Source organism: Bradyrhizobium sp. A5, from assembly GCF_042076515.1.
In the GTDB taxonomy this organism is placed as follows: Bacteria; Pseudomonadota; Alphaproteobacteria; order Rhizobiales; family Xanthobacteraceae; genus Bradyrhizobium; species Bradyrhizobium cosmicum.
Genome location: NZ_CP148990.1, coordinates 6,265,530 through 6,277,661, shown reverse-complemented (window position 1 = coordinate 6,277,661; position 12,132 = coordinate 6,265,530). Strand labels below are relative to the sequence as shown.

Here is a 12,132-nt window from a genome sequence, read left to right as displayed (position 1 = left end):
TGTTGCGCAGGAAGACATTACCAACAGGGCATTCGTGACCGGTTCCACGGAGCGGGCAGGATGGGGGTGAGGGGCGCGTTCCTCTGGGCATCGTTCGGGCGATATCTCGTTATGTCGATCAATCTTGCGGTCGCAATTGTCGTCGCAAGATTGATCGGCCCCGCCGCCTTCGGCGTTTCAGTTCTCGGCAGTTCAGTCTTCGTAATCGCAGAAGCCTTTAGAGAATTCGGCGGAGGCGCCTATCTGATTCAGCAGAAGGGGCTGACTCCGAAAAAGGTCCGCACGAGCATCACGATAAGCATTCTCGTATCAGTGGCGATTTCCCTCTGCCTGTATTTCTCCGCGGGTTTTATCGCGAGTTTCTACGGTCTTACTGAGGTCGGTCGCTATATTAAGATCGCCACCATCGGATATCTTCTGGGCTCTTTCGTCTTTCCGGTTTTCGCGTTGCTGAACCGCGAAATGGAATTTCGAACCTTTGCGTTGATCAACATATTGATGGCCCTTTCCGGAGGGCTCACAAGTATTTGGTTGGCAAAGTTGGGTTTCGGCTTCCTGTCGCTCGCTTGGGCGGCGACCGCTTCGGCTGCCTCGGGAAGCATTCTCTGCCTTCTTCTTTATGCAGACCGCTCGATCTACCGGCCGTCGTTGAGCGAATGGCGCAGCGTGATGGGGTTTGGGGCCTTCGACAGCGCCGCAGCCCTAGTTTCAGCGATTGGTGAATATGCGCCTTATCTAATTATCGGGCGGACGCTGGATTCTGCAAGCGTCGGACTTGCGCAGCGCGCCGTACTTATTTCCGTGTTTCCGGAGCGCGTGATCCTCGCTGGCGTCGGAGCAGTCATGCTTCCGATCTTCTCACGAAGTGTACGCGACAAGTCAGATACGAAAGCGATCTATCTCAGTGCGCTTGAATTAATTACGGCGGTGCATTGGCCCTGCTTGGTGTTGTTGGCCGCGCTTTCGACGCCGTTAATCTCGCTTCTCCTCGGGCCTCAATGGCTGGACGCTGCGCCACTTGTGAAGATCCTGTGTCTTGCCGCGGCCTTCTCCTTTCCTTGGGCTCTTCAGTATCCCGTTCTCGTGGCGGTCGGGGCCGTGAGAAAGTTGCCCTTTCTGGTGGCTGTGCAGGCGGCGCTGAATACGGCGGCCGTTGCTTTGGTTGCCGGACATGGCCTTTTGGCGATCTCGTGGTGTTTGGTCGGCATCGTGCCCCTGAACGCGCTGATCGCCGTTGCGGTCGTTCGTCGATATCTTGACTTTGGCTGGGGCGATTTCTTCGGCGCGCTTCGCAAAAGCATTTTGCTTTCGATTTTAAGTAGCCTTGGCCCGACTTATTTGATCTTCACTCATGGCGGGCCTGACAGCCTTTCGATCGAAGCAGGGGCGCTCTGTGTATCACTCTCGTTAGCCGGGTGGGGCATTGGACTGGTTATCACGCGCCATCCGCTTCTTCAGCAACTGGTACGAGCGTTTGTAATTTTAAGGCGAAAGATTGTCGTGCAAATGCCTTAACCATTTAAAAATTGAGAAAGATCGATGCCGACCCACACCTTCTCAATTAAACCATCGTCAGGTTCGGGCGAACCAAGTTGCGGTGTTCTTGGAAATAAACGTAGCTCCTTGAGGATGGATGATTTGTGCGGCGTTTAATATCGCGGAGTTTGCATTCTAGCCCGCGACCTACGAGCCAAGCGGGTGCCTTTTGGCCGCAGAGCCGTGCTTTCTGGGGCGCAACCGACCTTCCCGGTCGACCCGTCAGGAGGAATGGGCAGTCCGATGCACTGAATGAGACGGGTGCGGATCGGGCTTTGAAGGGGCAGGTTTATCGCCGCTTAGTATGCTAACGCGATCCCTCCGTTCAGCCCCAGAACGCGCTATCATAGAGCTCGCGTAAATTGCGATCGCAATGCTCACGCCTATGAGCGTGCAAGCGCATGCGAGCAAGATCCACATTACCGACATTCGGGTCCCCTAGGCACCACGCCGCGCATCGGCATGTTCAACATTCCTGAGCGAATCGTGTCGCAATCAGCCACCGTCGGTAAGGGTGGTACAGGAATTGGGCGGCTTAGGGGCCTGACGTCATTCGCTTAGCAGAAACATGAATGGGGACCAGTGCAACCTCAAGGTGAAGCTGCCTAACCGTCGCAGGAGATTGCGGGGGCCGCGGGACAAAATCGACCTTGGGGGTGATAAGTACCTTTTGCCCCCTAAGGCTTCGCGTTCACCCGAAACGCGGTTGTGGATTGATTGAACGCCGCGCCACTACCGACGCCCCGCGAAGGCGCGCCTAAAGTCTAGACCATGCATGCTGAGCAGTTGCAGGTCCAGAGCCTCAATCAGTCACCCTATGCTCATTGAGGACGGCACCATTGCTGCGGAAAGCCGTATGAAACTCCGCGATAGCTCCACGAACCGACCGTCGTCCTCACCGGTTGATTGCTGAAGGTGCTCGTCGCGATGACAGGGTAGCGCGGAGGGCCGCCATCTCCCGGGCAGCCGGCATAGAGCGGGTAATTGTAGTACTGAAAGTCAGGTCCCCAGGAAAAGGCGTTTGTCGCCCCGTAATTGTAGGGCCCGGAAGCGTGTCGTGATTTGGCATCTGCGGACGCCGGCAGAAGAACCAGCAGGAGCAATCCGAACGTGCCGGCTACGCTGAAGCGGGGAGCAGCTTTCACCATGTACCTTCCCTTTCATGTCGTCCTTGTCCAAGCAACGGCGATTCGCGCGCGATGGTCGGGCTATTGTTAGACACAATGTAGCAGAACCACCGCATTGTCTTTCACATTTACCTTCCGATTGGCCGATCTTTTGGAGCGGTCCATCCAGAATCCTCCTTCGAGACTGAACTTCCCACGTGAGAAACCTGCAGTCGGGGCCCTCAGGCCGTACCTTGCGAATACTGTCGCAATTAAATACCATCCAGTCTTTATTTGTTTAATTGGCGATTGTGCGAAATGAATATTGCAGGGGCATTGTTGCTGATCTTCGGATTCTTCCTCTGCATCTCGATCGCTTGGGCAACGATCGGGTTTGTTGCCATGGGACTTGGCCTGATTTTGCTCCAAGTCGTAGCCAAACGTCCGCCGATCGAGCTGGAAGAGAAGTTGGTTCAACCAAATCTCCCGGACGTCTCCCCCGATGAACTTGCCATCCCGTCCAATCTGGCAAGTGGAATTGAGCATAAGGAAGGGTGGGAGCTTCTTTTGAAATCCGATTCTGAGCTCGCAAGCGTCGCGGCAGTCCTCAGCCGATTTGGCTCCCAATATGTGGATCAACTCGCCCGAGTGTACATGGCGATCAACCGAAGAGAACTTCTGCCTGCCATACTCGAACTGATCGTCAGCGCCGCAAGACATGATGCCATACAGAGCGAGGCAGCAAAGTTGCCGACGCAAGTAATCATCTTTGCGGATAACGCGGAGGCTACAACACTTGTATCGCCGGCTGCTCGACCGCCTTCCTCCTTGCTCACCGGCGGGTCGTACGATGCCGCAGAGGATGGCATAATGCCGTCCCGCGCGTTTGAGGAAGTTTGGGACGGCCACAAGACGGCGACCGGCGAGATCGCCACGGCGTTTCCAGCGCTCGACTTCGATGACCAGAACAACCTCAAAGAGCTCTTCGAAAAATTGGCTTCAATTGAGGATAACGACAATCCTTTCGCCACACCGCGCGACCGATCTGGTGACCAGGATATTATCCGCAGAACTTGAAGGGGCGATAGATGCCGAACACTTGACCTTGTCAGAAAGAATTGTCGTCGCGAATCGCGGAGGCGCAGCCTTCTGATCGAGGTAAGTCGATGGCGATGGAGCCTGGCTGGGCCGAGCCCTGATCATACTGCTGTGCAACTGCCGACATCAGAGCTTCCAGAGCGAAGTTCTCCTCCATCAATCGGCGTTCGATAAACTCGCTCTCCGACGAGGTAAGCGTTGTCGCCTTCAATTCACGATAGCGGCAGATATTGTTGTAGTGCGTCCGCAACCGGATGAAATCCTCGTCCATAGCGGGATTGTCGGCAAGCAATTCGCCACCTAATCCATTCTGCAGATGTTTCTCGACTTGCTTAAGCAGATCACCAGCAGCTTGAGGCTTTCTGCGTCGATGAGGACGAGGCCGATTGGCACGAAGTAAAGGTGAATTGTCAAAATACTTCATGTGAAAAGCCTTTCAAAATTAATCGCGTCGCAATTATGACTGACGATCTACTCAAAGGCTCGGCGTCTCCTCCCATAACCGCCACCTCTTCGGACGTTGGAATCCAACGCTACGGCACCGCTTTGAGACCGCGCCGTCGCCAGAGCTCAGATCGAGCGACCAGCTGACTCCGCATTGATTCCCTCGACTGTACGATATCGTGCAGAACGATCTCCGTCGGCATCCAGCGCAACTTTGATTGGTCCTTGCCAGTCGACAGGTTGAGCGCTGAGAAGCCCTGCTCGATCGCCCATTTGATGATCTCCACGACGAGAGTGGTCATCACTCCATATTTTTTCCAGCTCGGCTCAAAACCGGAGAAGTAGAGATAGATGTCTCGGCCGAGGGCAAAGGCAATTCGGGACGCAACAACCTCGCCATTAACCTCGAGTTCGAAAACGCGTACCAGCCCGCGCGACGCCAATTTACCTATGACGTCGTCTAGGAAACCTCGGCTCTGAGCGGTATGGAAGTTGTCTCGATGCTGCTTCATATCGGCGGCCGACGATCGCGCCTGATGAAGTCGAAAGAAGCGGTGCAAGATTTCAGCGTCGATGTTAGCGGACTCGGCTACGCGTAACGCCAATCTGTGCCCGTCTCGATCGAGAAACTCATACCCCTTTCGAATGCTCTTGCGGGTATTGTTGGAGAGGGTCGCGTGGAGCGCCTCCCAACGGTTGGGCAAATTCACAACGTAGTCAGGCAGGATCCGCTCGGTTCTTAGTTTGTCATGAGGAAGTTGACTGAGCGCGTCGGACCGAAGACCGCTCCACTTGAATACATCCCAATTGTTTTCCTTCTCGCTAAAATGCTTGGCGAGCGCATATAGCGCATCGCTTTGATGTTCGGCCCTGCACACCAGCCCCCGCACCTCGGTGAGGCTCGGGTCAGTGCCGAAGAACTGCACCTTGCACAAACGGACTGGCCCGAAGCCGGGTTCATAAGTTCGCATCATCGGGGCAATTGCGACGAGTTCTCCATCGGGACGGCGGATTTCATGGAGCAAGAACTCGTCACGTCGCAACAATCCCGATCGAGAAAAGTGTTTCCACCATAGCTCGTTCCAGACCGGCGAAGTAAATGGAGTCCGAGGCGACAAGCTACTGTCGAGATTCTCCCACTCGTGTTGCAGCTGCCCAAAGGCCGTTGACTGTGATAGCCTGTTGACGATCAATGACATCGCTTTGCCATATAAACTTTGTGCCTCATACGAACTTGAATACTGTGCGTGCAAATATCTTTAAGGCATAAAATTCAAATACACCCCAGGTCGACTTGTACCGTGTGTTTGTTCGATACTGAGCTGCGCGAAGATCGTCCACATCGCATTGCGTGAGGTTGGGCGCATGCATGAGTGAGGGGCTTCCAATACGGTATCTAAGTCCAACCCGATCGAGAAAGCACACGTCAAATTGTCGCATAGCTCTCGCATAAAGATCCACATCTTCGCGGAGTCGAAGTTGCGGATCGAAGCCGCCGAGTTGATCGACGCACCGTCGGCGCAGGACTCCTGCGCTGCAGACGAGTAGTGCCCAATGGAACATGAGGCAGGCGACAAAGGCACGTCGCGAGCGAAGGCGCTGGCAGAGGTTTGCAAGCCGCGCTGCTTTCTCGAAGTACAATTTTTCTTGTTGCAACTGTGTTGGTGAACAGTTGCCGAAAGGATCGATCCGGCAGAAAACGACGCCGACATCGGTGTGCTTGGCGAAAAGGTCCTTGACGGCTGCATAATGCCCCGGAGGAATAATATCATCGTCGTCGAGAAAATGGACAAAGTCTCCGCGTCCGGATGGCCAGCCCAAATTTCTTACGGCGCTGGGGAAGCCACCTGTCGGTTGGGGGTTGGCCATATATACTATTCGTGGGTCGTTCAGGCTTGCGACCACTGACTCGGCTGACCGCTCCGGGCTGTCATCGACCACAAATATCTCGATCTCCACATCGCGCTGATCGAGTACGCTCGAGATAGCTTCGCGGAGTTCGAGCGGACGGCGGAACGTTGGAATTACGACTGTGAAATCAATTGGTTTCACTATTCACCACCGAAAACTCAAGGGTGCGACAAAACGCAGCTTGAAATACGTAATTATTAGCATCAACGGAGTCCGTTTTATACGTTTAAATGCGCGGTTGGTTATCGATCGTTCGATCAAGGGCCGCATCCGGGTCAACAGCCGAATAGGATGGACGGGAGACTCGGTGAACGCTGTTGGCGCCCGAGGGCGGGGAACCAGTCCTGTGATCGAGAGCTGTGAAATCAATCGTGCGCGCCGCCCGTCATCCGGCGTAGACCCTTCACGACAAGAAGACTGGCAAGTTCTGCGTAGAAGTATAAGGTCGTGTTTTGTGCACGGGAGGTGACCATGCGGCTAGTTCTTGCGGTGCTGTTGTTGTGGGGGTCGTCGGCCCAGGCTCAGAATTGCCAGTCAGCGGCTGGGCAGGCGTCTTGCGGGTCCGATGGCTTTTCCGGGACGCGCAACGGAGGCGTTACCTATTGGAGCAACGGCGACACCTCGCGGCGCTTTGGGAGTACAAGCTATAGTAGTGATGGAACGACCTTCCAAACCTTTGGCAACAGCACGTATTTCAGCAACGGTACGACGGCGCAGACTTACGGCAACACGACTATCTTCAGCAATGGTCGTGCCTGCCAGCGTTATGGCAATCAGCAATTCTGCAACTAGATCGGATCCGAGGCCGCGTCGTGGAGAGAGTATTGACGCCTTGGCCGCTGCAAACAGGTCGTCAGGTTGCTGACTTATGAGCGAGTATCCTTCCTACTCCGATTTTCCGTATACCTATCGGTGGACGAACGGGGGCCGGCAGGGGCAGCAATGCCGCCTTCTCGCGGTGGGTACCATGTATGCCTGCCTCATCGAGTTTCCCGATGGTTTCAAAATGGTGAGCACGGTAAACGCGCTGAGAGAGGAAGTCCGGGGCGCCAGCGATGGCGAGCCGGAGGCTCAGCTCTCGTACGCTTTTAAATAGGCAAGCGTCTATCCACGCAATACTCACATAATCGAGGTTCGGCTCTCGCTCTATCGTGAGCCGTCAGCGGACCCGTCGTGCGTGAAATCACTCGACAAACGGGATTTGGTGCGTGCGTCGAGATCGGCTAACTGAATATTAACCTTACTGTTATATTTAAATCGTCAATCATCAATGTGAGCCAAGGGTGTTGACCCGTATGGCCAGGCGCATCGTGATCTTGCTGGCGATGGCTTTGTGTCTCTGCGGGTGCTGCAGGGAGACAAGAGGCTACGCACAGTCGTCCAAGAATGCGGGCCTAGAGCGGGGTGCTCGCGCCGCCGTGCCGGTTTTCCTTCCCACCCCCCATAGGCCGGGTAATCTTCGCGGCGCAAGCACGGGGGCTGCTAACATGCCGCAAGTAACGCGAGATGAGGTTCCCACGGAAGCCGACCTTGCTAAGCTCAAGCCGTACTCCAAAGAGTGGGGAGCTGCGCTGGAGGCTATGAACCGCGCGGCCGATGAGAGGTTGAGCAAGAAGCTCATCATCTGCCGTGGTTGTTTATCCCCCGCGGATGAAGATCGAACGGAGCCTTCCGCGTCTTACCTGCAAAGCGTCTCAAGGGAGGAATGGGCCCGACCTTTTCCGGCGCCTAATATGCATTCCGTTGCTTCAAAACTTCCGAAAGCGTTTTGATCAGGATCCTGGCGTCCAGTTTCAGGCTCCAGTTGTTGATATACCAAAGGTCCAGTCGAACTCTTTGCGCAATATGGTCGACCGATGGAGTAGCGCCTCTGGCGCCGTTACATTGAGCCCATCCGGTAATGCCCGGCTTGACGTGTTGGCGATTCGAATAGTTGCTCAACATTTTTTCGAACTGGTCGTCGTGGGCCAGTGCGTGAGGACGCGGTCCGACCAGGGACATGTCCCCCTTCAAGACATTGAACAGTTGCGGCAGTTCGTCGACGCTCATGGATCGCAATATGCGCCCGAGATCTGTCACCCGCGGATCGTCCCGGATGGCTTGCGCGACCGCCGGACCGTTCTCCTGAACCGTCATCGTTCGAAACTTGAATATGGTAAAATGCTTCTTGTTGAAGCCTTTTCGTTCTTGCCGGAAAATGATCGGACCCGGGCTGTCCAATTTGATGGCGATCGCTGTAATGGCCAGGAGCGGCGAAAAGAAGAGCAGAGCCAAGGTGGAAAGAACGATGTCGACCGTACGTTTGATCAAGCATTCGGCTTCGCTGAGCGGAGCACGCTGGACGTGAAGGGCAAGGGTACGAATGCACTCGGACGCTGCATCACGCGTCAGCAGACGAATATTGGCGTCGGGCAGAAGCCAGACGGTGACCGGAAGAGTCTTTAAGTGACCCCGGACACGTTCGAGGTGCCCAGCGTCAGTCCATGGCAAAGCGAGTAGAATTTCCCGGCAGTCTTGACGTCTCGCGAAGTCGCATGCCGAACGCAGGATATTCGCGTCGGTAAGCGTGGTCACCGGACTTGCTGGTTCGCTCAGCACGAAGGTCTTGATATCCCCCGCGCCAACGCGAGTCAGAATACGTTGCTCTCTCAGCGCGGCAATCTCATCCGAAAAGCCAATCAATACGATTGGACGCCAGCCAACGATTTTGTGAGAAACGGCAATGGATAGGGATGCTTTCGAGAGGTTACGCGCCGCCAGCAGAAGCAACGGCGTGAGAAGGTTGAAGGTAACGAATGCGCCACGGGAGTAGCTCGGACCAATCTTGAGCAGGAAGGCAAGGAGCGCCAGCAAGAGCGCCGTCACAAACCAGCCAGATATGATTGCGCCAGTCTCAAGGGCGGGCGCCATCGCTTCGGGAAGTCTGTAATGCCCACGCCCCCCCATTCGGAGCACGTAAAGCAGCCCAGCGAGGATCCCTATCGCGCAATAGGAAGGCAGGTTTGGCAGGTCATGATTGACCAGCAACTGATAGCCACCTCCTGCAACGGCGCACGAAAGGAGGATGACCGTAAGATCGAGCGTCGACAGCAAATAGGGTACGACGCTCTCCGAAACGCGAAGACGCCTCCCTAAGGACCAGCGCTCGAGCCGACCAACGTCGCCTGAGAAATCCGAGCCGTCTGTCAAATTAGCACCGAACCAATTGAATATGGTGAATAGTAAATGTTGCCAGCAAATTAAATAAGAATTAACTATGCCACTATAGTCAAGTGACGACTTGGTGCAACATTAAATAATTGATCGGCGCATAGGGTATTCATGCGCCCTCGCGCCGTCGGGACGGGGGCAATACGGCCTTCGTGGCTTGAATCATCGACCAGTTGCGCCGTCCACCCAAATGGCCTGTTGAGAGCCGGTGCCTAGGTAATATGCTCAGTCCATCTGACGGTCTGAGCGTCGCTGGAGGCAACCAGCCTTGATAAAATTCTTGTTTTTTCTGTTTGGTGTCGTCGCCCTTGCGGCCGCAATTCAGGCACAGCCCATTGGGGAGCGCATTCTGCGGAATGGAGCGACGGCTGTTACGCCAGAATCATCGAAGCGATGCCAGATGGCGCCTCGTGGAGGGAGGCACGTGACCTATCGGCTTCCTCCCAGCAGCGGGCCCCGGGATGAAGGCGTCACCTTCGCGACGAACTGGGGAGAGCTTCGAACAGGCGGTTGGTACGGTCAACAGGCCGTGGACGATTGTCGGGTGCAGGTGGATGGTTTCCAGACCTGGCATGGCAAGCCGGCCGTCCGCATCGAAGTGCAGCCTAACGACGACCCGCTTTCGCTCAACTCCAACAGCGAGCGCGCCGAAATGTTTTCGATGCAAGACAGCAGCGGAACAGAGATTAGGGAAGGACCTGCGAGCGGACTACAATACTATGCCACCAGTTACTATTTCCCAAGCAATTGGGAGGGGCAGCAACTCCCTTGGTCCGCGTTCGCCCCTGCCGACTGCTCGGCCGACGGCGGAAATGCTTGCAATAGCTGGTCCGTTGTTTGGCAATTCTACGGGTGGGGAGGACTGGCAGCAGCTCAACAAACCATGGGCGGCCCTCAGCGATATACATTCAATCAAGCTGCTTTGTCGGATGGCGGGTTCGTGACACTAGGCCGATGGACGGATTTTATTTTTAGGGTGGACTGGCGCAGTGGCGCCTTCGCCATCTGGCGGCGGGACGAAGGCGAGAAGCGGTTCAAACTGGCGCTTGAGGGAACTGTTCCGGCTCCGTCTGGCAGACGTGTCTATGTCAAGCAGGGACTTTATCGCGGTGGCAGGGTCGAGGGGCGGACGGACGTTCTTTGGATTGGTCCAACGATTCGAGGCGCCACCTTTTCCGCAGTCGAGCGGCAAGCGTTTGGTACCAGAGACGGTCGTCTTGACGATCATGACTAGGTTTGCCCTGCCCACCCGGGCATCGGCGCGATGATGGTCAGGCGCGTTCAGCATGTTGAACGCGCGACCGAGTCTCAATGGATTAAATCCCATTCTCTTGCTACAGTTATGCTTTGGCGCGGCTCCGGAGTGCACAGGGCGCAAAATGAGTAAGATCAGTATTATTATCAAAACCCTTAACGAGGCGACGAACATCGCGAGGGCCGTCCAGAGCGCGCTCGCCGCTATTGCGGACTACGAGGGCGAAGTCATTGTCGCCGACAGCGCTTCAACGGATGAAACAGTCGCGATCGCAAGGCAGTTCCCGACGTCTGTTGTCGTGCTGGAGAGTGCTTCACAACGACGATGTGGTGTTGGGCCCCAGCTGGGTTATCAGTACTGCAAGGGCGAATATATTTACATCCTCGATGGTGACATGGAGCTCGATGCCGGCTTCATCCGCAAGGCAGTCGGCATCCTGGATCATCAACAAGACGTGGCAGGTGTGGGCGGATATATCCATGAGATGCGGACCGACAATCTCGAGCTCAAGGGGCGGGTCAAGCGCTTCCAGCGCGCGCGCAGGAAGGATAAGCTTGACGTTGATTGCCTGAATGGCGGCGGGCTGTATCGGCGGGTCGCCATTTCGCAGGTCGGGTACCTGTCCGACCGCAATCTGCATGCATTTGAGGAATACGACTTGGGAGCGCGGCTTCGCGGCGCGGGTTGGCGCCTTGTGCTGTTGGAAGACAAGGCAGTCGACCACTACAGCTACGTCATGGGAACGTGGTCGCTCCTTTGGCACCGCGTCCTCAGCGGCCGCTTTTTGAGCTGCGGTGAACTCTTCCGCGCGGCGATGGCAGGTCAGTACGTCGGACGCCTGCTGCGGGAGGTAAGAATTGTTCCACTCTCGATTGGCGTATGGGTTTATTGGGCGCTCGCCATCGTTGTGGCCCAATCGGCCTTGCCGTCTTTGACTCTGCTCGTCGCCCTGGGAATACCGGTCATCGCAATGGCCGTCCGCACAAAGTCATTAAACCTCGGGCTCTTCAGCGTCATCACCTGGCATCTTTCAGCCGGTGGGTTTGTCGTTGGAGTTCTTAGATCTCGTTGTTCTCCCAACGCAGTAATTGCAAGCCGCCTCGTGCATTCAGTTGATCGTGAGGCCGCTGATCCCGGAAGAGGCCCATTGTACGCCGGTGCAGGTCTCGAATCAGGGATCTATCCCGTTTGGTCGAAGCAGCCGGCTGCACAACGATAGCCTCCAGAGTACTATTAGGCTTCTCGGCCTTGCGACGGCCGTTCCGGCGGAGGGTCGAAGCGCGGCTTCCCCGAGGAGCGCGTAAACCACGCAGGTAGGTGATTCGGACGATCGGCTTGAGCGGTCCAATGCCGGGGAAGACGACCCGCAATAGCGAACCATTTACCTGAATCAGGCAAAAATTGAGCGTGAGACGTCCGAATATGCATTTCGGCGGCCGAAATATCGCCTCGGTCGAGGTTTCTTCGCGTCTATCACGGCTTTTTCTGTGCTTTTCGGGAAACACTTGGTTGAAAATATTAAATCGCGGGCTTTCAGGTCATCCTCCTCTGCAGTCTCTCCGTGTTAGAGCG

General features: G+C 55.7%; 9 protein-coding genes. 5 read left to right on the top strand and 4 right to left on the bottom strand.

What is annotated here, in order from left to right; all coding sequences use genetic code 11:
- The first annotated feature begins 111 nt into the window (after positions 1-111).
- Both WHZ77_RS29730 and WHZ77_RS29725 read left to right on the top strand, forming a co-directional pair.
- Positions 112-1,515, top strand: a complete 1,404-nt coding sequence (locus WHZ77_RS29730; RefSeq protein WP_375311200.1) for an oligosaccharide flippase family protein — start codon at positions 112-114, stop codon at positions 1,513-1,515.
- Positions 1,516-2,960: 1,445 nt separating this feature from the next.
- Positions 2,961-3,719 carry a hypothetical protein gene (locus tag WHZ77_RS29725; RefSeq protein ID WP_375311199.1) on the top strand — a complete coding sequence of 253 codons (759 nt, stop codon included), beginning with the start codon at positions 2,961-2,963 and terminating at the stop codon, positions 3,717-3,719.
- Between the two features lie 31 nt (positions 3,720-3,750).
- Here WHZ77_RS29725 and WHZ77_RS29720 read toward each other — a convergent pair whose 3' ends face one another.
- From WHZ77_RS29720 to WHZ77_RS29710, 3 genes are all read right to left on the bottom strand, one after another.
- Positions 3,751-4,164, bottom strand: a complete 414-nt coding sequence (locus WHZ77_RS29720; protein ID WP_375311198.1) for a hypothetical protein — start codon at positions 4,162-4,164, stop codon at positions 3,751-3,753.
- 109 nt (positions 4,165-4,273) lie between these two features.
- Positions 4,274-5,383 carry a GNAT family N-acetyltransferase gene (locus WHZ77_RS29715; RefSeq protein ID WP_375311197.1) on the bottom strand — a complete coding sequence of 370 codons (1,110 nt, stop codon included), beginning with the start codon at positions 5,381-5,383 and terminating at the stop codon, positions 4,274-4,276.
- Between the two features lie 25 nt (positions 5,384-5,408).
- A complete protein-coding gene (locus WHZ77_RS29710) occupies positions 5,409-6,236 on the bottom strand; it encodes a glycosyltransferase family 2 protein (protein ID WP_375311196.1) in 828 nt (275 codons plus the stop codon).
- A gap of 330 nt (positions 6,237-6,566) precedes the next feature.
- Here WHZ77_RS29710 and WHZ77_RS29705 point away from each other — a divergent pair, with 330 nt between their 5' ends.
- Entirely contained in the window at positions 6,567-6,887 is a 321-nt protein-coding gene (locus WHZ77_RS29705; protein ID WP_375311195.1) for a hypothetical protein, read from the top strand.
- A gap of 936 nt (positions 6,888-7,823) precedes the next feature.
- On the opposite strand, the gene WHZ77_RS29700 is transcribed toward WHZ77_RS29705, so the two are convergent.
- Positions 7,824-9,188: an undecaprenyl-phosphate glucose phosphotransferase gene (locus WHZ77_RS29700; protein ID WP_375311194.1), complete on the bottom strand. Its 1,365-nt coding sequence runs from the start codon at positions 9,186-9,188 to the stop codon at positions 7,824-7,826.
- Positions 9,189-9,729: 541 nt separating this feature from the next.
- Here WHZ77_RS29700 and WHZ77_RS29695 point away from each other — a divergent pair.
- Positions 9,730-10,539, top strand: a complete 810-nt coding sequence (locus WHZ77_RS29695; protein WP_375311193.1) for a heparin lyase I family protein — start codon at positions 9,730-9,732, stop codon at positions 10,537-10,539.
- A 145-nt stretch (positions 10,540-10,684) separates the two neighbouring features.
- Entirely contained in the window at positions 10,685-11,779 is a 1,095-nt protein-coding gene (locus tag WHZ77_RS29690) for a glycosyltransferase (RefSeq protein ID WP_375311192.1), read from the top strand.
- The last annotated feature ends 353 nt before the right edge of the window (positions 11,780-12,132 follow it).

What these genes read in the sequence shown, in the direction of transcription:
- WHZ77_RS29730 (WP_375311200.1), top strand. Translation starts at nt 112, where the DNA reads ATGTCGATCAATCTTGCGGTCGCAATTGTCGTCGCAAGATTGATCGGC.
- WHZ77_RS29725 (WP_375311199.1), top strand. Translation starts at nt 2,961, where the DNA reads ATGAATATTGCAGGGGCATTGTTGCTGATCTTCGGATTCTTCCTCTGC.
- WHZ77_RS29720 (WP_375311198.1), bottom strand. Translation starts at nt 4,164, where the DNA reads ATGAAGTATTTTGACAATTCACCTTTACTTCGTGCCAATCGGCCTCGT.
- WHZ77_RS29715 (WP_375311197.1), bottom strand. Translation starts at nt 5,383, where the DNA reads ATGTCATTGATCGTCAACAGGCTATCACAGTCAACGGCCTTTGGGCAG.
- WHZ77_RS29705 (WP_375311195.1), top strand. Translation starts at nt 6,567, where the DNA reads ATGCGGCTAGTTCTTGCGGTGCTGTTGTTGTGGGGGTCGTCGGCCCAG.
- WHZ77_RS29690 (WP_375311192.1), top strand. Translation starts at nt 10,685, where the DNA reads ATGAGTAAGATCAGTATTATTATCAAAACCCTTAACGAGGCGACGAAC.